The following is a 19,458-nucleotide window of genomic DNA, read 5'->3' on the forward strand; positions in this document are numbered from 1 at the left end:
AACCGCCGAGTCATCGAGCTGCTGCGCCACCTAAGCCGCTGACTCAGCTGAACCCATGCGCCGCTGAAACCTCCCGCTCATACCCTATCGCCGCAACATCCCGGTTACATAGGATCGCATCTGGTTACCTGACGGAAATCTGGGCGCAACCAAGTACGCCGTTCCCATCCCTAGGTTAAGAGGGAATCGAGGGGAGGACGCGATATGACAGCTGTACGGCGCAAACTGCGCAAATACCCGGCACGAATGCTGCTGAGTGCGATGTTCTTAATGCTGCTGCTTGCCATAAGTGGCGTATGGTCCACGGCTGCGCAAGCTGCGCAGCCGGTTCCGGTGTGCAATCCGACCGGCACCAACGGATGCGTCAACGGCATCCTGCAGGATGCCAACAGGAATCCGGTCGTGGGCGCGACGGTGACGCTATCCGGCAAGGAAAGCGCCACGACGACGACCGACGACACCGGCAAGTGGGCGTTCAGCGTCACGGCCGACGGAAAGTACACGGCGACCATTGACGCCGGGGTGGCAAAGGACCACGGCCTTAAGGCCAACGCCGAAACGGTGGACATCGAGAAAAGCGACTTCTCCAAGCAGCGCGGCGTCGTACGCTTCGACAAGCCGGGCGAGACGACTTCGAGCCCCAGCGCAAGCGGCAGCGCCTCAGCGAGCTCTGGATCTTCCTCCAGTTCCAGCGCTTCCACGCAGAGCAGCTCAGGCAACTCCGCAGGTGCCAATTTCGGGGCACGCGTATGGCAGCAGCTGTATTCGGGCATCATCTTCGGTCTGATGCTCGCGCTGATGAGCGTAGGCATGAACCTCGTCTACGGCACCACGGGCCTGAGCTCCTTCTCGCACGGCGAGCAGGTGACGCTCGGCGGCCTTATGGCCTACGTCGGCGTGCAGATGATCCATATGCCGCTGTGGGCTGCGGCCATCTTCGCGATCATCATCGGCGCGGCCTCCGGACTGCTGCAGAACGAGCTGGTCTGGGCGCCGTTGCGGCGCAAGCATGTCGGCACCATGCAGCAGATGATCGTCACCATTGGTCTGTCGATGGTGCTGCAGTATCTCTTCCAGTTCTTCTTCGGCGGCAATGTCAAAGGCATCACGACCGCGGTCGACCAAGGATTCCAGCTTGGCCCGATCACCACTGATACGGCCACGCTGGTATCGGCGGCGATAGCCATCATCGTCATTATCGGCGTCACCTTCTTCCTGTACCGCACGCGGCTGGGACGCGCCACCAGAGCCGTCTCCGACAACGCCGCGCTGGCCTCCGCCTCCGGCATCAACGTCGAGCAGGTGGTCCGCGTCGTGTGGATTCTCTCCTGCGCGCTCGCCGCCCTGTCTGGCGTGCTCATGGGCATCTACCTCAACGGCATCGCATGGAACACTGGCGCTGTACTGCTGCTGCTCATGTTCTCCGCAGTCACGCTGGGCGGCCTGGGCACGGCGAACGGCGCATTGGTCGGCTCGCTGATCATCGGCATCGTCGCGGATATGAGCTCGCTGTTCATTCCCAACGACATGCGCTACGCGAGTGCGCTCGCGATTCTCATCATCGTCCTGCTGCTGCGGCCGCAGGGTCTCTTCGGTAAGTTGCAAAGGGTGGGCTGATCATGGATTTCATGAACCTGATATCCAATTCACTGGGCGAACTGATCGCCCCGACCACGGCGGCATACGCCTTGGCCGCCATCGGACTCAATATCCACTTCGGCATGACCGGCATGTTCAACATGGGCCAGGCGGGCTTCATGCTGCTGGGCGCCTACGGCTTCGCCATCAGCCAGTCGATGGGCTGGAACCTGTTCGCCTCGGTGTGCATGGCGCTGCTGCTGGCAGGCATCTACGCGCTGCTGCTGGGCATACCGACGCTGCGGCTCGGGCCTGACTATCTCTCGATGGTGACGCTGGCCGCCGCCGAGATTGTGCGCATCGTCGGCAGATCGACCTCGATGACCAAAATCACCGGCGGCTCGGGCGGCATCTCCCCGCAGAACTTTACTACGCAGTTCGAGGGCGCTTCACCCTTCCCTTCGGGCCGGTCGACCTTCCTGCTGTGGACGTATTCAAATAATGTCGCCGATTCCTGGTGGATTCGTCTCGTCGGGTGGGCGCTGGTGCTCATCGCCGCGCTGCTGACCTGGCGCTGGTTCAAATCGCCGTGGGGCCGCGTGCTCAAGGGCATCCGCGAGGACGAGAACGCGGTGCGCTCGCTGGGCAAGCCGGTCACGCGCTTCAAGCTGCAATCGCTCTTCCTCGGTGGCGCGTTCGGTGCTCTCGCAGGCATCCTCTTCGTGCTGCCGAGGTCGGTGCAGCCTGATTCGCTGGGCCGCCAGGTCACCTTCTACACCTGGACGATTCTGCTCATGGGCGGTGCGGCCACAGTGCTCGGGCCTATCCTGGGCTCGTGCCTGCTGTGGGTGAGCCTGACCTTCATCAAGGAGCTGATGCGCGACACGATTCCCGACACCATCATCTCCTCCAACCAGGTCGAGGCGCTGGGCTGGGTGATCATGGGCATCGCGCTGATGTGCCTGGTGATTTTCAGACCGCAAGGATTGATGGGCGACCGAAGGGAGTTGGCGTTCCATGGCTGAGCAAAACATTCCATTCCACGATCTGGCCAAGTGGGCGACGAAGGCGCCGGAAGGCGAGGAGCTTATCTCCACGGCCTTCGGCGACAAGGTGGAAAAGGACCTTGCATTCGTCGACAACACGCCGGGCGTGCCCAAGCCGGATCCGATTCTGGTGGCCGACTCCGTCACCCGCAAGTTCGGTGGCGTCACCGCCGTCGACGTGCAGCATTTCGAGATCGAACGCCACGGCATCACGGCTCTGATCGGGCCGAACGGCGCGGGCAAGACCACCTTCTTCAACCTCATGACCGGCTTCGACACGCCGAATTCGGGCGCCTGGCAGTTCGACGGGCATCCGCTTTCCTCGGTCTCGCCTGAAAAGGTGGCCCGCATGGGCATGGTCCGCACCTTCCAGCTGACCAAGGTCATGAGCCGGCTCACCGTGCTCGACAACATGCTGCTCGGAGCTCCGGTGCAGCCGGGCGAGGGCATGCTCACCTCGCTGTTCCCGGTGCGGTGGCGCAAATACGAGAAGCAGAACATCGAGAAGGCCGAATCGCTGCTCGAACGCTTCCTGCTCATCAAGAAGAAGGACGATTTCGCCGGCTCGCTTTCCGGCGGGCAGCGCAAGCTCCTGGAAATGGCCCGGGCGCTGATGCGCGACCCGCAGCTGGTCATGCTCGACGAGCCGATGGCCGGCGTGAACCCAGCGCTCAAGCAATCACTGCTCGACTGCATCATGTCGCTGCGCGAGGACGGCACCACGGTGCTGTTCGTCGAGCACGATATGAACATGGTGCGCCATATCGCCGATTGGGTCACGGTTATGGCCGAGGGCAAGATCGTGGCGGAAGGCCAGCCGAAGAGCGTGATGAACGATCAGGCCGTGGTCGACGCCTACTTGGGCGCGCGTGCCAACATCGATCTGGGCGATATCGAGGATATCGAAGAGGTGGAGCAGCCTCCGGCAGCTACGCAGGCGGAAGGAGCCGAACTATGAGCGAGACAGCAGTAGTATCCCGCGCCGAAATCCACGTCGGCGAACCTGAGGGCGAGCCGCTTATGGACGCCATCGACTTGGTGGCCGGCTATCTGCCCGGGGTCAACATCCTCGACGGCGCATCGCTGACCCTGCACGACGGCGAGATCGTCGGCATCATCGGCCCCAACGGCGCTGGCAAGTCCACGCTGCTCAAGTCGCTCTTCGGCCTGGTGCACGTATCGTCGGGCGAGCTGATGCTGCGCGGCGAGAAGATCACCAATATGCGCGCCGACAAGCTCGTGGCCCGCGGCGTGGGCTTCGTGCCGCAGACCGAGAACGTCTTCCCCTCGCTCACTATCGCCGAGAACATGCATATGGGCGCCTTCCAGGCTCCGAAGCTGTTCGCTGAGCGCTTCGACTACGTCTGCTCGATCTTCCCCAAGCTTGCCGAGCGCAAGGACCAGCTCGCCGGTTCGCTTTCCGGCGGCGAACGCCAGATGGTGGCCATGGGCCGGGCGCTGATGATGAAGCCTTCCGTGCTGCTGCTTGACGAGCCTTCGGCAGGCCTGTCGCCGATGCTGCAGGACGAGACCTTCATCCGCGTGCGCGAGGTCAACAAGGCCGGCGTCTCCGTCATCATCGTCGAGCAGAACGCATCGCGCTGCCTGCAGATCTGCGACCGCGGCTACGTGCTCGACCAGGGCCGCAACGCCTACTCGGGCCGGGGCCGCGACCTGCTCAACGACCCCAAGGTGATTTCGCTCTATCTGGGCAACCTTGAAGAGGAAGTCGAAGAAGAAGGGCGCTGAGAGCGCTGAGAATTGAGAATGCTGAGAGCGCAATTGGGCGACGATATCGCCTTATTCGTTCGTTACGGCCAAGCGGCCCGACGGGATTGCCCGCCGGGCCGCTTCGTTGTTGTGCAAGCCGTTATGGCCGATCGCGCCGCTGTACCTCTGTACTGATGTGTTCCTGTACCGCTATGTCTTTATGCTGATGTGCCTCTGGGCTGCTGTCTCTCCGCTGCCGTGCTTCTCTACCGCTGACGCATCCATGTGTCGGCAATGTTTCGGGCAGTTTACCAGCATCACTGGGTGGAAACATTCGGCACACGCCCTCGTTGCATCGCCCGCTTACATTCATCACCAAGACCGGCGGCCGTATGCGCTGCCGTTCCCGAACCATCGCCCGCAGATGCGGGCCTGAAGAGGAAAGATAGGGTGATTGCTGATGAATAATGCCCGTTACAAGAAGTTGCCGCTTATCGCGACGGCCGCGGTGGCTGCTGCGCTTATGGCCCTGGCTGGCTGCGGCTCGTCGTCGTCCGGCTCCAGCTCGAGCTCGTCGTCGTCCGGCGCCTTCGTGCTGGGCGCGCTGTTCCCGGAGACCGGTTCGCTGGCCTACCTGGGACCCGCCGAGACCTCGGCATTCAAGCTGGCCACCAAGGATATCAACGCCGCAGGCGGCGTGCTCGGCAAGCCGATCACGACAGCGACCGCCGACGTCTCCGACGCCGATCACGCCGATCAGAACACCTCCGGCGCGCAGTCGGTGCTCTCCAAGAATCCTTCGGTTATTCTGGGGCCTGCTTCCAGTTCGGTGGTGAAGAACGTCTACAAGTCGATCAGCGAGGCCAAGGTCCCGGAGATCTCGATGGGCGCTACGTCGCCCAGCCTCTCCGGCGTCAGCCCGTACTTCTTCCGCACCGTGCCGCCGGATTCCGTGCAGGGCGCAGTGCTCGGCAACGTGATCGCGCAGGATGGCGTGCGCAAGCTGGCCATCGCGGTGTTCAACGATGAGTACGGCACCAATCTCCGCGATGTCGTGGTCAAGACGGCCGAAGCCGCGGGTGTGCAGGTCGTCTATGGCGAGAAGGACACCTTCGACCCGACTGAGACCAACTTCGCGCCGCTGGTCAGCACCATCAAGGCCACGAACCCCGATGCCACGCTGGTGATTGCCTTCGACCAGACCAAGCAGCTGGTCAAGGAGATGTCCAGCCAGGGCCTGAACACCGGTTCCAAGATGTACATGACTGATGGCAACACGGCCGACTACTCCAAGGACTTCACGCCGGGCCTGATCACGGGCGCCACCGGCACGATTCCTGGCGCTCACCCGAGCGATGCCTTCCAGGCCAAGCTCAAGGCCATCCAGCCCGGGCTGTCGGACTTCACCTACTCCGCCGAGACCTATGACGGCTCGATTCTCGCCGCGCTCGCAGCCCAGAAGGGCGGCGCCGTGGACGGCGTGACCGTGCAGAAGAACCTCGCGGCGGTCTCCGGCGCGAAGGGCGGCACCGAGTGCAAGACCTACAAGGACTGCCTCGCGCTGCTCAAGGAGAAGAAGGAGATCCATTACGTGGGGCAGGCCGGCATCGGCCCGTTCAACAGCAATGGCGACCCGAGCAAGGCCAGCATCGGCGTCTACAAGTTCAGTGCAGACAACAAGCCGGTGTACGACCACTCCCAGCAGGGTGCTGTGCCGAAGAGCTGAGCCAGCTGAGGTTACCGGGCGCATCAGCAGTGCAGTTGCAGAGCAGCTGCATTGAACACGCCCGTTAGCCGCCGCCAATCCGATGTGCGCCCGCAGTGCTTCACGCCTGCGGGCGCACTCGTATGTCTGTGTATATTCGCGTGTATCTGCGTTGTATAGCTGCGTATGGTTGCGTGGCTGCATATCGGCAGTACGTGTGCGTTTGCACGAGCGCCGACACGCCAGTAATGTCCACTATGTGGACGCCCTGGCGTGCTTCTGACCAATGCGTCCTATGTTTTCAACCAATCGGGCAGACAGCCCGTCAAGAACCGTACGAAGATGAGAGGAGGTCCGCCACGATGACCATGAATATGACGCTATGCGCCGCAGCTGCGCACGTTACTTCTGAATGCAGTGTCTTTGCACACAGTTTCTCTGCACGCAGTGTTTCCGAACGCAGTGTTTCCGAACGAATTATTATTCCGTCTTCGTTGGCGGATTGATTCGACATTCGTTTCGGCCCCGTCAATGAAGGCAGGGCCGCGATATCGCACATCATGTGACAAGCCCTGCACGAGTTGCGGGGCTTTTTTGTTGCGCCTCACAAGGTCAACGCTCCAAAGAAGCCGAAAGCAAGCAGTACGCAGTACGCATACGTGGTCGCCGCGCAGCCGCCGAGAGCAGTCTCGGTGCGTCGCGCAACGTTTCAGGAGAGATATCGCAAATGACTACAGCACATGTCATGGCAGGCAGCAGGCCGGCAGGGCAGTCCGCATCGGCAGGGCAGCACGAGCCTACGGCCATCGCAAAACTCGGCACTATGGCCCGAGACTCGGTGAGAACCGTCATCGCGGCCTCTATGGTCGGCACCGCCATCGAATTCTATGATTTCTATGCCTATGGGACGGCGGCGGCGAATTACTTCCCCAAGCTGTTCTTCTCGCAGAAAACCAACCCCACCGTGGCCTTGCTCATGAGCCTGCTCACCTTCTCCATCGCCTTCATCGCCAGGCCTTTGGGCTCGCTGGTGTTCGGGCATTTCGGCGACAGGCTCGGCCGCAAGACCACGCTCGTGGTCTCGCTGTTCACAATGGGACTGGCCACATTCCTGATCGGCTGCCTGCCGACGTACGCGCAGTGTGGCGTGGTCGCAGTCGCCGTGCTGTGCCTGTGCCGTTTCGTGCAAGGCATCGGGCTGGGCGGCGAATGGTCCGGTGCGGCGCTGGTCGCCACGGAGAACGCGCCTGAAAGCAAACGGGCCCTCTACGGCTCCTTCCCCGAGCTGGGCGCTCCGATCGGGTTCTTCCTGTCGAACGGCACCTACTTCGTGCTGGAAGCGACCACCAACTCCGCGGCGATGCTCGCCTGGGGCTGGCGCGTGCCCTTCCTGCTCTCGTCGGTGCTGGTAATCGTCGGCCTCATCGTGCGCGTGCGCATGGAGGAGACGCCGATCTTCCGCATCGCCCAGCAGGAGCACCGCGTGGTCAAAGCTCCGCTCACCACCGTGCTTACCAAACATTGGAAGCAGGTGCTCCAAGCGACGTTCGTCGTGGCTGTCACCTACACGCTGTTTTACACGCTGGCCACATGGTCGCTCGCCTGGGGCACGAAAAGCGTGGCGCAGGGCGGTGGCGGACTTGGCTTCACCAATCAGGAGTATCTGCTCATGCTCATGGTCGCGATCTGCGTGTTCGCCGTGTTCATCGTGCTCTCCTGCCTGTACGCCGACAGGGTCGGACGCCGCCGCGTGCTGATGCTCTCCTCGTGCGCTCTCGTGGTGTTCTCGCTGGTGTTCCCGTATCTGCTGATGGGCGAGGGACGGCGCGATTTCGTGCAGGTGATGGTGTTCCTGTGCGTCGGCTTCGCTCTGATGGGCATCGCTTTCGGGCCGATCGGCGCGTTCCTGCCGGAGTTGTTCGACGCGAATGTGCGCTATTCCGGCTCCGGGCTGGGCTACAATCTCGCGGCCATCGTTGGCGCGGCCTTCGTGCCGACTATCGCTACGTGGCTTTCTCACAATTGGGGCGTGCGCTCCGTCGGGCTGTATCTCGCCATTATGGCGCTGTGCTGTCTGGTGGCGGTGGCGACCTGCCGCGAGACCAAGGACGCCGATTTCACCAAGTAGACGTCCCGTGCAGCAATGCGCAGATCGTGCGTCCTGCGACGGCATCACGCCCGAAACGACATGGCGGCACAGTGCCGTCGGGGTTTCGAGTATGATGGGCAACGGTTAGTAGGACAAAATCCGATTGCATACGCCGCTTGAACGGCGGCTGGCCCCGTGTGGGGGCCGCCATGACCTGAATTTTCAACAGCACAAATAAGGAGTGCATATATTATGGCAGCACAAATCTGGTACGAAGACGATGGCGATCTCTCTGTCCTCGCGGGCAAGAAGGTTGCGATTATCGGCTACGGCTCGCAAGGTCACGCTCATGCGCTGAACCTGCGCGATTCCGGCGTCGATGTCGTCGTCGGTCTGCGCCCCACCTCCAAGTCCGTGGAATTCGCCAAGGAGCAGGGTCTTGAGGTCAAGAGCGTGCCGGAGGCTTCCGCCGAGGCGGACGTCATCATGATCCTGGCGCCCGATCAGTTCCAGCGCACCATCTGGGCCAACGACATCGAGCCCAACATCAAGCCGGGCGCCGCAATCGCCTTCGCCCATGGCTTCAACATCAACTACGGCTACATCAAGCCGTCCGCCGATCACCCGGTATTCATGGTCGCCCCCAAGGGCCCGGGCCACATCGTGCGCCGCGAGTACGCTGCAGGCCGCGGCGTGCCGGTCGTGGCTGCCGTTGAGCAGGATCCGCGCGGCGACGGCTGGGCCATCACCCTGGCCTATGCCAAGGCGCTGGGCGCGCTGCGTGCAGGCGCCATCAAGACCACCTTCCAGGAAGAGACCGAGACTGATCTCTTCGGCGAGCAGGACGTCCTCATGGGCGGCATCAACCACCTCACTGAGATGGGCTTCCAGGTCCTCACCGCCGCTGGCTACCAGCCGGAGATTGCCTACTTCGAAGTGTTCCACGAGCTCAAGATGCTCGTCGACCTCATGAACGAAGGCGGCCTGAACAAGGCTCGCTGGAGCTGCTCCGACACCGCCCAGTACGGCGACTTCACCTCCACGGTAATTGACGAGCACACGCGCGCCAACATGGAATACCAGCTCAAGCGCATTCAGGATGGCTCCTTCGCCAAGGAGTTCATCGACGACCAGAACGCTGGCGCTCCGAAGTTCAAGGAACTGCAGGAAGAGTTCTCTCACCCGCAGCTCGAAACCGTCGGCCCGAAGCTTCGTGGTATGTTCTCTTGGAACAAGGGCGAGGCCGCTGACGCCGACGAGAACGAGTCCTTCACCGGCAAGATCGTCCGCGCGCAATCTGAGTGACTGTTAGAGCCGCTACTGGCATCTAAAAAACCGCCGTTCCTTGACCATCGAGGTCAACGAACGGCGGTTTTTGTGTCCCGGTGTGGTTTCCGCGCGACACGCCCGGGCTGCAATACGCAAGTCGGGTGATAGCGATTTCGACCCGCGGAATTCCGCCATCGAAAATCGCTATCACCCGACTTGCGTATTCCCTTATGAGGCTACATCTCCTTGGCGAGCTTATACCCCACGCCGCGCACGGTCCGGATCCATTGGTTGCCGCCGGTGTTTTCGCCGAGCTTTTTGCGCAGGTTCGCGAGATGCACTTCAATCGAACGGCATTCGGCATCGGTGACGACGTAATTGGTCACGAATTTCTTGCCAGTCCGCAGCTCCAAGGCCAGATTCGCCCGTGAACGCACCCGGCTGCCGCTCTGCAACAGCAGGGTCATGAGATTGAATTCGGTTTTCGTCAGCTGCACTTCCACATTGTTCACCAGCAGCTCGCGGCTCAGGGTGTTGAGGCGCAGACCGTTGTATTCAATCCAGGAGCTCTCGTATTCCTGCATATCGAACGCGGTCGAATCGGTCGTCTCCCCAATGTCCACGCGTTCCAGCACCTGGGTCGCTGCGGCGCTTGCGCTTGCTGCGGGCTGCAGCCTTGGCACGGGTCGAAGCTTCGGCATGGACCACGATGTGACGGGGCCGCCGATCGCCTGCTCGAAGCCAGCGTCGGGGTATGTGGGCTGATCCGCTCTGCGCAGGTAGGCTTTGAGCGAGGCCCTGAACTCGTGCGGCCTGAATGGCTTGCGGATGTACTGATCCGCGCCGGCGGCGAGCCCCTCGACGACATCGTTCTCTTCGTTCAGCGAGGTCATCATGATGATATAGGCATCGCTCAGCGCGCGGACGCGGCGGATGGTCTCGAAGCCATCGATGCCATTGCCCAGCATGACGTCGATCGTTACGATGGCGAGACTCTCCGGTCGCTGCTGCAGACTCTCGATAGCGTCCTCGCCGTTGGTGTAGATACGCGTGGTGAAACCCGTGTGCTGGAAGATATCGCTGATAAGCCTGCCGATATCCGGGTCGTCCTCGATAATCATCGCCGTGCGTGCCTGTTGCGGTGCTGTGCCGTTGCTGGACATGAGTATTCCTCTCTCAAACCTTGCTGTGGGGCGAGCCGTGGGACCCGGCCAGTGCGTGTAGTTTCTGTGTGATTCCATTGAACGGCAGATTGGCGTACGCTACTAAAGAAACTGCAAAGACTATCTGACGTGGATAGTGCTTTTGGCTGATAGGCTATCCGCATGAACACTGTCGCTTATCCCTCGCTTCCCCCGGAGGAACAGCCTGAAGCGGTTGCTGCGCGGCTTCGGGCAGGCGGCAGCGAACTCGTTTCGGTGACAGGGCTTCCCGGGGTGGGCAAGACGACCTGGCTGCGGCAGTTTGAACAGGCAGCCGACCGCTTCCGCGTGGTCTCGGTGAGTGCCGACGCTTTCGAAGCTGATTTTTCGTTCGCCCTTATCGACAAGGTCGCACGGGCTGCGGGCGAGCGCACCGGAGTGCTTGCGGGGGTGGGCGAGGCGACCGGCCTTGAATTCTCGGGCGTGGTGCGTTCGCTGCTGTCTGTGCTTTCACGGGGCACCTCGGGGACGCGACGCTTGCTCGTCGTGATCGACAACGCGCAATGGATCGACGACAAATCATTGCGCGCGCTGCGTTTCGTGCTGGGTCGTCTTGCGTTCTCCGGCGCAGGCGTGGTGCTCAGCGGGCATGAGCCGCGCACTGGTGAGATAGCCCAGGAGATTTTCGCCGCCGAACCTGACGCTTGGGCGCGCAGACAGCAGATCGAACTCGCGCCGCTCGATGCCCGTGCGCTGCGCGGATACGTCTCCCGGGTGCATGGCCTTGAAATATCGCTGCGGCTGGCCAGCCGCATTCGCGAGCTTTCCGGCGGTCTGCCGCTCTATATTGACGCGGTCGTTGCCGCCATGGAACCAGCGCCCGGCGCGACCCGCTCGCATTGGGATTCGGGGGTGCATCTGCCGACTTGCCCTGGGCAGGCATTCGCGCAAGGCAGCGCCGATGCGACGCCTGCGGTGCGTCACGCGCTCGAGATTGCCGCCTTGCTTCGTGACGGCGTGGGCGCTCGCGAAGTGGAGGCGATCGCACAGTGCCTCGGCGACACGGTCGATGTGGAGGCCGCCATCGCCGCAGGCCTGCTCGTGCGTTCCGCGCCTGGGAGCGTCCGCCCGTTCCATAGCCTTTTTGCCGCCGCCATCGCCGAAGGGCTCGACGCCCAGCGACGCATCGCCATTCTTGAGGCCGCTTCCGCACAGGTCGCCAACCCGCACCGCGCTCTGCTGTGTCGGCTTGATGCGGCGACGGCGCGCGGCGACGGCCTCACGGCGGATCTCCTGCAGCGTGTGCGGGCGGCGGCAAGCGCTGCCGAAGCGTCCGGCGACCCGGGGCGCGCCATCATCTATCTGCGGCGGGCCGCCATGCTCGTCGACCCGGCTGTGCGCGGCGAGCTGATCGTCGAAGCCTGTGTGCTTGCCGGCGCGAACTTCATCAGTCCCATCGTGCTCGATCTGCTGCCCGAGCTTGAGGCGCTCGACCCCGATCCGGTGCGCGACTTGGCTTTGCTGCAGACCCGGCAGATCACCGGAGACGTGCCGTGGGCGCTCGCGTTCGTGCATGAGCTGCTGGCGCGCGAGCCGCAGCACCCGGATGACACTGTGTTGCGCATGCATATCACGATGATGGCGGTTATGGTACAGCTCACCACCGATGATTACACGCCGGTGCTGGGCCTGCTTGACGATGTGCGCGAACTTGCGCATCGTGTGCAGGATGAGGCGATGCCGCTGAGCGACGCGCGGCTCGCCGTGATGCCTGGTGCCGGGCAGATTCTGCTGCGCGCCACAGGGCTTGCCGTCACCGCAGCCGCCCGCGTGCGCGACCTCGAACGGGTGCAGCGCGAGGTTGGCGCGCTTTCCGGCCTTATTGCGAACGCCAAAGCGTCGCCGGCGCTCGCTGATGCGCTCACCTGCCGTGGCGGCGTGTATGCCGGCATCGGAGCCGTGCAAGCGGCGACGGCCGATTTCGAAGCGGCGAACGCGCTGGCGGCGGATGGCATCATGGGTTGGAGCCTAGGGCATGCAAGAGTGCTGCTGGCCTATTGCTGGTGGCTTGCCGGGCGCACCTCCGAGGCCGGATCGATGCTTGAAGAGGCTGCGGTTGGTGCGCTCGACAGCATCGACGTCTCCTCGCGCCCGCTGGTCTTCCTGCTGCGTGCGGTGCTGGCGGCCCAGGCCGGCGACGAGGACGCCTATGCCGAGAACAGGCGCATCGCGCACGAGGTCACCGTCACCGATTATGACACCTTCGGCGCCGAGCTCGAGCTGCTTGCCCAGGTGCAGCACGCCCGCATGCATGGCGATGCGCAAGCCGTGCTCGATGCGCTCTCGCCCGAGGCGCTGCAAGGGCGATGGCTTGCCGGACGCTCCATCTTCACCTATCGGGTCGATGCGCTTGCCGCGCTGGGCCGGGCCGAGGAGGCCGATCGCGAGCTCGCCGAACTGCACAAGCACGTCGGTCTGGATTGGTCGCCGATCTATGGTTCGATGAGCTGGCTTGAAGGGCGCGTGGCGGAGGCCTATGATATGCCAGAACGTGCGCTGCGCGCCTACCGCGCCGCCGTTCGTGGCGCTGACGATGCCGGGGCGCCGGCCCCGCGCGTGCGGGCTCAGGCGCTCAGCGACGCCGGACGGATGCAGCTGAGTCTGGGCGATGCAGCGGGCGGGGCGCGTACGCTGCGGCAGGCTGCGGAGCAGTTCCTCACCCTTGGTGCCAGACCGGCCGTGCGCCGTGCCCTGGCGCTTATTGACGATACGGATCCGGCGGTGCTTTCGGGCATCGAATCGCTGAGCACCCGTGAACGCGAAATCGCCATGCTCGCGGCCCAGGGCCGGACCAATGCGCAGATCGCGCAGTCGTTGTATCTGGCGACACCTACCATCGCCTTCCACATGCGCAAGGTGCTCGCCAAGCTCCGGCTGTCCTCGCGGCGCGAGCTCAGCAGCGTGCTTTCATAGAAGCACTGCGTCGTAGGGACCCTACGCACTACGCATAGTGCTAACTGCGTAGTGCGCACTACGCGCTATACCATGCCCAGCGCGCGCTCATTCCACCACGTGCCCGCAGCGGGCCCGCCGTTGCATGGGCCGTCGGATTCCCCGGGCGGCTTGATCCACATGAATGCGTCCTGGCTGCCGTATGGCGCTGCCCCTGGAGCCGTGCCGATGCGCGCCCCGTTCGGATTGCACCATGCCGAGGCGGGTTCGTTGCCATGCCCCGCGCCGTTGCGCCCCGAGTCGATAATGTAGTGGGAGCCGGTGAGCTGGCTTATCGCATCCCCATAGCGCTGCTCGTCGGCGTCACTGTTGTAGTTCGACACGTTAAGCGAAAATCCCCGGACCTTGCCCAGGCCCACCCGTTGGAGCAGGGAGGCCATCTGGCGCGCGGGAACCCATGCGGAGTGTCCGGCGTCAATGTAGATCGAGGCGCCGCTGGTCGAGAGCCAGTCCACGGCGATGCGCAGCAGTGGCAGATTCGCGGCGATGGGCCGGCATTGGGTGGAAAGCGCCAGTGCGTCGGGTTCGAGGATGAGGATTGGCGCACTGGCGGATTGTCTGAGCGCGAGCGTGATTGCCTGCACCCATTCGAGGTATTCGTCCGCCAGAATCCCATTGCCTGAGTAGTTGCCGCAGTCACGATTCGGGAAGCCGTACACGACGAATACGGCGGTCTGGTGCGCTCGTTGCGCATCGGCAAGGATCTTGTGCAGATACGGTTCGACGGCGCTCGCAGGGACATGGTCGGGTGTGAGCCATATCGCGGTCGGCGTGCTGGCGAGCACGGAAAGCTGGCTTTGCTGGCTGCTCGAAGCGCTCCGGTAGGCCCGCGCCGCCTGCGAGTCCGGATACACGTAGAGTCCGGCCCCGGCGAAGGGATTTTGGTCGGTGGAAGCATAGCGCGGCGGTGCTTGGGCGAACTGGGCATTCGCCCTGATCGCGGTCCAGGCGCAGGTGACCAGCACGAGGACCAGCACGGTCGCAGCCGCAATCGTCGTGCGCAAGCCGTTGGCGAAGCTGCGCTGGCCAAGGGGGCTACGCTGACCGGACGGTTTGCGCCCGCCGGAAGCACCGTGCCCGTCGAAGAGGCGATGCCTGCCGGACGATCTGTGCCCGCCGAAAGACTTGTGCCCGTCGAAAGACTTGCGCGTGCCGGAAACACTGCGTTCACCGGAAACACTGCGTTCACCGGAAACGACGCGCCTGCCGCGCCTGTTATTGTGCGATGGGAACCAGCGCATATCGCACCTCCTTCCAATCCGCGTTCGCTTGCTGTCTAGAGCTAGGGTGCCCATGTTGTGTTATGTCACAGTATGTCATGTCACGCTATGTCATAGGATGCCATACCGTGACATGACATGCGCCCACGTCAGAAGGCGTCGACCGGCACCGACTTTGAAACCGTGGCCTTCGTCGATGGGGTGATGCCGATCGGCACGTCCATGCCTACCGTGCGGTCATCGTAGAGCGGACTGCCGGCCGTGCGCTGCACATGCACCGAGAATTGCATATGGAGCGTGATGCCGATGGTGTCCAGCGGCAGGTCGCCTATGGTCTGGTTGCGCATGTCGAAAATGCCCTTGGGCGACATCAGCAGTATGCCAGCGTTGCCGTTGACCAGGGGCTCCGGGTCGAAGGTGAGCTGCGCGGCATTGCCGTGGCGTACGAAGGAGGACGAGGAGCCGGTGGCCCCCGACATCGTGGTGAGGGTGCTGGTGATCGATACGGTCGACAGATATACCATGCGCTTGTTGAGATATGGCGCCCGCAGGTCCGTCGACAGGTCGTAGGCCTGCAGGTTCATCGAGAACAGCTTGTCTCCCTTCGGATACCATGCGCTTGGGTCCGGCGTGGTCTGCGAAGGGTAGACCGCCAGCACATAGTCGATGCCTTCGATATTCGTATAGATATGCACGGCACCGTTGGCGCTGAATGGCGACAGGAAGCCGGTCTTGGAATGCTTGCCGCTCGCGTCATCCGGGGTTTTGGAGGTCGCTGCGGCATCGCTTGCCGTGGCGGATGGGCTGGAGCTGGGCAATGACAGCCCGGTCAGGCTTTCCAGACTGGCGCAGCCGGACAAGGTTCCCAGGCCGAGTGCCACCGTAAGGCTTGCAGCGGCGATGGTGAAAATTCTCTTCTTCATGGTTCACTCCGATCGTGTCGAAAATCGTGTCGAATCTTGGGTGTCGTTCGATTGCTCGATTGACGGTTGGTTGTGCGGTTGCTGATAAGTGTTTGTGGTGCTTGGGATGTTTGTAGTGCGCCGCTCGGGTTGCGCCGTGGCGGTTCAGCGGCTCAGACCTTGGCACCGTGTGTCGGCCGCAGCAGCGACACGAGCATGATGCAGGTCTGGGTGACGGTCAGCACTGCCAGCGACCACCATCCCAACGGCAGGATGACGGCGGTCTGCACGGCAATCGGCAGCTTGAACTGGACGAACAGGCACACCGCAAGAACGAGGACCTCGATGATCGGCGCGACCAGGTAGGCGTTGCCGCGGCCGCGTTCGGCCTTGGCCTGAGCGGCCCAATTGTCGCTTTGCCCGCCGAAGAGCGACTTCCACCACGATCGCACGAAATGGCCGATGCGAACCCACAGATAGAGTTCGGCCGGCACGAACAGCACGGCGAACAGGATGTCGCGGAAGTTGCGGCTGCGGATTTTCAGCGCGATCTTCAGGTTCAGCAGAATCGCGACGACGGTGGGCGCTATCCAGATCGGGTAGAACTCGAACGCGCTGATTGAAAGTGAGGAGATGAGCAAAAACGCGAAGGCGAAGCGATTGTAGCCGTTGAAGAACATGGAGATATGCTCCATCCAGCGCTGCGTCAGACTCGGATGCCTCGGATTGGAGCGCATGAGCTCGACGGCGCCGGAGTTCCATTTGACCTGCTGGCCGTCAAGGGAGCGCAGCGTGGTCATGCCGCCGACGTACGCCCGTGCGCTGGCGCTGAGCATCGTCTCATAGCCGGCGGATTTGATCTGCAGCGAGAGCAGGGAATCCTCCACCTCGCTTTTCATGATCCACGGGGTCGCCTGATTCTCCCGCTTCGCCACCTCTTCGAGCGCCCGCACTGAGAAGAGCGAAAACTGGCCGCCGAGCACAGGAATGACGCGATGATGCTGCATCGCCTTGATATTGAACGCCGCGAACTGCGCGCGCTGCCCGGCGACGAGCCACGAGGCGATAGGGCCCTTGATCTTGGAATCATCGACGGTGAAAATTGCCGAGACGCCGCCGATCTTGGGGCCGGACTCGATCTCCTTGAGCAGCGTGGCCACCGCATCCGGCTCGGCCACCGTGTCGCCGTCGACGCCGAGCACGTAGTCGAAAGGCGCGATCATGGAATAGCCGTAGTTGAGCGCGCCGACCTTCTTCTCCGCGTTCTTGCCGATGTCGTGAATGTACACGGCGCACACCATGGTGCGCTCGGCATTCGATTTTCTGTGCACCCCGGCGAATTCACGGGCTTTTTGCAAAGTCCGGTCGTTGGAATTGTTGATGACGACGTGGATTTCGTCGGGGGTGAGCGTCTGGTCAAGCAGGGACTGAATCACGTCCCCGATGGTGCTCTCCTCGTTGTAGGCGGGGATGACGCACCCGATGAGCGGGTGCTCGACGTGGGCGAAGTCTTCGCGCAGCAGCGAAAGGTCGTCGTCCAGATCATGCAGATCGTCATCCTCCGTGGGGACGTTCCAGCCGGCAAAACCATCATCGATGGATGTGACGGGCGTCAGTGTGCGGTCCATGTCAGGTCCTTTCAACAGTGCCTTTTTCAGTGCTTTGTTCAGCAGTGCAACGCTCGGGGTTTGCAACTTAAGACCATGAAAGGATTGTGCTGTTTCGGACGTGATACGAGGCGCTCAGGTTTCGCGCAAATGTCGCGCAGCCTCGCCGCAACTGTGCAGGATTCGCCTAGGATTTACGCAAGGGTGGCGCAGTGTCGGCGCATAAGCGCTGCAAATCCGCAGGCTTCGCTCAGGATTTGCATAAGTCTTGAGCGCGCACTGACCGCTGACGCGCGCGAGCCGATGATTGCGAGAGGCAATGCCTCAGGAGCATGCCGGGGGAATGGGGGAGAGATGCCGGCTGCCTCGCCTCAGGCCTGCTGGGGCGTGAGGGCCTCGCTCGCGCCGAACAGCTGCGGCGATGAGGGGAATCTGACGGTGATAGTGGTTCCCTTGCCTGGCTCGGAGGTGATGTCGAGACTGCCGTGCAGGCGGCGGACGATCATATCGCATGTGTACAGGCCGATTCCGCTGCCATCGACGTCGGAGCCCTTCGCATTGCTTGCGCGATAGTACATGCTGCGGATGCTGTCCAGCTCCTCGTGCGGTATGCCGACTCCGGAATCGGAGATTTCCACGAGAATATTGCCCGAAGCGGTACTGGCGCTGACGAAGATGCTGCCGTTGGCCTTATTGTATTTGACGGCGTTCGAGACGAGATTGGACAGCAGCAGCCGGATCTGGCCTTCGTCGGCTACCGCGATGAGGCTGTCGTCGAGCCTGGTGCGCAGCCGAATGCCGCGCTCGTTCATCTGCCAGCCGAATGATGCCAGCACCTCGTTGATGATCGGGATGATGTCGGTGCGCTGGGCCGTTTTTTCGGCATCCTCAGCCAAGCCGAGTCCCCGGTTGACCATCGTCTGCGGCGCAAGCATGGAGTTGAGGCGTTCGGCGTTGCGCAGCGCGATGTCGAGGTGGGAGCGGGTCTCATCGCTGATCTGATCGCCGTCCAGCTCAAGCGAAATGTACCCGATGATGGAGGTCAGCGGCACTCGCAGATCGTGCGATATAAGGGCATATCTGTCGATGGCGCTGTGGTCGATGGCGCTGTGATTGATAGCGGCGCTGCGGTCGAATTCCCTAGGGTCAGTGGCGGCACTGTCGGAATCGTAGCGGTCGTAGGCGGCGGCATGGAGCGCTTCGGGGCTGCTTTCCGGCCCCACGGCGGCACCGGTACGCTCGGCCGCGGCGGCCGGATTGGCGGCGTTCTCGTCGCCTCCGCGCCTGCCTCCGGTTGCGCCGTTGTTGCCTGCGCCGCCGGCACTACTTGCGCCATCGCGTATATGCCAGATGAATATGGTGATGGTGGCAACAATCAGCATAATGGGGAGCAGACTGGGCAGCCGCAGCAGCATGATGGTGGCTGATGTGCCTTGGAACAGCCCGGTGATCACGATGATGACGGCCGCCAGAGCGATGCACAGGCCGACCTGTCGGCTCATGGCGCGCGCCGACCACAGCACCGGGAATACGACAAGCAGCCACGGCCGGGCAAGCGGAATCGCTATGGACAGCGCCGCCGCCGACAGCAGCATGATCGCGCATATCACGATGCCGCCCACCGGGTGCGCACCGATCGCGGGCACGACGATGCACACGAGCGTGGTGGCCAGCGCCACGACGCCTGCGATCAGCAGCACGCCGGCATTGCTGACCCCGACGCCGATGAAAACCATCGACAGCGTCGCCGCTGCCCCGGCAAGGAACCATGCCAGCACCAAGCCGACGAACTCGCGCTGCAGCGAGGTCGAGGCAGCGTAGAACGGGAATCGCCTGCTGCGTTCCTTCGTGGCCGGAGTCGGCTGCGCCGGTCGCCTGTCTGTTGTCGTGGTCATCGTTTGCCCCGCCTTCTCGCGCAAGGGTGAATGAGTGCTGATAGCTACTCTACTATGAACAGGTTTTGCGTTCCTCGGCTATTCTTCGTCGCTTCCCCTGTGACACGCCCGGGTTAAGGTGCACAGGTTGGGTGATAGCGATTTCTACTCGCGTCAATTGCGCCATCGAAAATCGCTATCGGGCGACTTGTGTATTCCAATCCGGGCGTGTCGCATGTGACGTGGCGCGGTTGTGCGCGATGCCCTGAGCGTGCTAGGGTGTGGCCTTGCAAGACACGGGAGC

The 19,458-nt window shown here is 62.7% G+C and carries 13 protein-coding genes; 8 read left to right on the forward strand and 5 right to left on the reverse strand.

Going from position 1 to position 19,458, the window contains the following annotated elements; genetic code table 11:
* The first annotated feature begins 261 nt into the window (after nucleotides 1-261).
* The 7 genes from LKK40_RS08925 to ilvC all read left to right on the forward strand — a co-directional run bounded on the left by LKK40_RS08925 (nucleotide 262) and on the right by ilvC (nucleotide 9,433).
* Nucleotides 262-1,617, forward strand: a complete 1,356-nt coding sequence (locus LKK40_RS08925; protein ID WP_304310331.1) for an ABC transporter permease subunit — start codon at nucleotides 262-264, stop codon at nucleotides 1,615-1,617.
* Between the two features lie 2 nt (nucleotides 1,618-1,619).
* Entirely contained in the window at nucleotides 1,620-2,603 is a 984-nt protein-coding gene (locus LKK40_RS08930; RefSeq protein ID WP_152580447.1) for a branched-chain amino acid ABC transporter permease, read from the forward strand.
* Entirely contained in the window at nucleotides 2,596-3,582 is a 987-nt protein-coding gene (locus tag LKK40_RS08935; protein WP_304310302.1) for an ABC transporter ATP-binding protein, read from the forward strand. Before LKK40_RS08930 ends, LKK40_RS08935 begins: the two co-directional genes overlap by 8 nt.
* On the forward strand, nucleotides 3,579-4,373 hold the full coding sequence (locus LKK40_RS08940; protein WP_152580445.1) for an ABC transporter ATP-binding protein: 795 nt from the start codon (nucleotides 3,579-3,581) through the stop codon (nucleotides 4,371-4,373). The genes LKK40_RS08935 and LKK40_RS08940 overlap by 4 nt, the downstream gene beginning before the upstream one ends.
* A gap of 421 nt (nucleotides 4,374-4,794) precedes the next feature.
* Entirely contained in the window at nucleotides 4,795-6,060 is a 1,266-nt protein-coding gene (locus LKK40_RS08945; RefSeq protein ID WP_304310303.1) for an ABC transporter substrate-binding protein, read from the forward strand.
* A gap of 802 nt (nucleotides 6,061-6,862) precedes the next feature.
* Nucleotides 6,863-8,167: an MFS transporter gene (locus LKK40_RS08950; RefSeq protein ID WP_304310332.1), complete on the forward strand. Its 1,305-nt coding sequence runs from the start codon at nucleotides 6,863-6,865 to the stop codon at nucleotides 8,165-8,167.
* A gap of 213 nt (nucleotides 8,168-8,380) precedes the next feature.
* Entirely contained in the window at nucleotides 8,381-9,433 is a 1,053-nt protein-coding gene (gene ilvC, locus LKK40_RS08955) for a ketol-acid reductoisomerase (protein ID WP_304310304.1), read from the forward strand.
* A 200-nt stretch (nucleotides 9,434-9,633) separates the two neighbouring features.
* Here the strand turns inward: ilvC and LKK40_RS08960 are convergent, their stop codons facing one another.
* Nucleotides 9,634-10,560, reverse strand: a complete 927-nt coding sequence (locus LKK40_RS08960) for a response regulator transcription factor (RefSeq protein WP_304310305.1) — start codon at nucleotides 10,558-10,560, stop codon at nucleotides 9,634-9,636.
* 162 nt (nucleotides 10,561-10,722) lie between these two features.
* On the opposite strand from LKK40_RS08960, the gene LKK40_RS08965 reads away from it, so the two are divergent.
* Nucleotides 10,723-13,512, forward strand: coding sequence for a helix-turn-helix transcriptional regulator (locus tag LKK40_RS08965; protein WP_304310306.1), 2,790 nt, complete (start codon nucleotides 10,723-10,725; stop codon nucleotides 13,510-13,512).
* A gap of 65 nt (nucleotides 13,513-13,577) precedes the next feature.
* Here the strand turns inward: LKK40_RS08965 and LKK40_RS08970 are convergent, their stop codons facing one another.
* The 4 genes from LKK40_RS08970 to LKK40_RS08985 form a co-directional block, all read right to left on the reverse strand.
* Nucleotides 13,578-14,792, reverse strand: a complete 1,215-nt coding sequence (locus LKK40_RS08970) for a glycoside hydrolase family 6 protein (RefSeq protein WP_304310307.1) — start codon at nucleotides 14,790-14,792, stop codon at nucleotides 13,578-13,580.
* A gap of 128 nt (nucleotides 14,793-14,920) precedes the next feature.
* Nucleotides 14,921-15,694: a hypothetical protein gene (locus LKK40_RS08975; protein ID WP_304310308.1), complete on the reverse strand. Its 774-nt coding sequence runs from the start codon at nucleotides 15,692-15,694 to the stop codon at nucleotides 14,921-14,923.
* Between the two features lie 152 nt (nucleotides 15,695-15,846).
* Complete coding sequence (locus LKK40_RS08980; RefSeq protein WP_304310309.1) at nucleotides 15,847-17,301, reverse strand: glycosyltransferase family 2 protein; 1,455 nt, start codon at nucleotides 17,299-17,301, stop codon at nucleotides 15,847-15,849.
* A 350-nt stretch (nucleotides 17,302-17,651) separates the two neighbouring features.
* A complete protein-coding gene (locus tag LKK40_RS08985) occupies nucleotides 17,652-19,175 on the reverse strand; it encodes a sensor histidine kinase (protein WP_304310310.1) in 1,524 nt (507 codons plus the stop codon).
* Between the last annotated feature and the right edge of the window lie 283 nt (nucleotides 19,176-19,458).

Source organism: Bifidobacterium tibiigranuli (assembly GCF_022655035.1).
Lineage (GTDB): Bacteria > Actinomycetota > Actinomycetes > Actinomycetales > Bifidobacteriaceae > Bifidobacterium > Bifidobacterium tibiigranuli_A.

Excerpts from the sequence above, each read along its gene's own strand:
- ilvC (WP_304310304.1), top strand. The coding sequence starts at position 8,381 with ATGGCAGCACAAATCTGGTACGAAGACGATGGCGATCTCTCTGTCCTC.
- LKK40_RS08945 (WP_304310303.1), top strand. The coding sequence starts at position 4,795 with ATGAATAATGCCCGTTACAAGAAGTTGCCGCTTATCGCGACGGCCGCG.
- LKK40_RS08925 (WP_304310331.1), top strand. The coding sequence starts at position 262 with ATGTTCTTAATGCTGCTGCTTGCCATAAGTGGCGTATGGTCCACGGCT.
- LKK40_RS08930 (WP_152580447.1), top strand. The coding sequence starts at position 1,620 with ATGGATTTCATGAACCTGATATCCAATTCACTGGGCGAACTGATCGCC.
- LKK40_RS08940 (WP_152580445.1), top strand. The coding sequence starts at position 3,579 with ATGAGCGAGACAGCAGTAGTATCCCGCGCCGAAATCCACGTCGGCGAA.
- LKK40_RS08935 (WP_304310302.1), top strand. The coding sequence starts at position 2,596 with ATGGCTGAGCAAAACATTCCATTCCACGATCTGGCCAAGTGGGCGACG.
- LKK40_RS08950 (WP_304310332.1), top strand. The coding sequence starts at position 6,863 with ATGGCCCGAGACTCGGTGAGAACCGTCATCGCGGCCTCTATGGTCGGC.
- LKK40_RS08965 (WP_304310306.1), top strand. The coding sequence starts at position 10,723 with ATGAACACTGTCGCTTATCCCTCGCTTCCCCCGGAGGAACAGCCTGAA.
- LKK40_RS08985 (WP_304310310.1), bottom strand. The coding sequence starts at position 19,175 with ATGACCACGACAACAGACAGGCGACCGGCGCAGCCGACTCCGGCCACG.
- LKK40_RS08975 (WP_304310308.1), bottom strand. The coding sequence starts at position 15,694 with ATGAAGAAGAGAATTTTCACCATCGCCGCTGCAAGCCTTACGGTGGCA.
- LKK40_RS08970 (WP_304310307.1), bottom strand. The coding sequence starts at position 14,792 with ATGCGCTGGTTCCCATCGCACAATAACAGGCGCGGCAGGCGCGTCGTT.
- LKK40_RS08960 (WP_304310305.1), bottom strand. The coding sequence starts at position 10,560 with ATGTCCAGCAACGGCACAGCACCGCAACAGGCACGCACGGCGATGATT.
- LKK40_RS08980 (WP_304310309.1), bottom strand. The coding sequence starts at position 17,301 with ATGGACCGCACACTGACGCCCGTCACATCCATCGATGATGGTTTTGCC.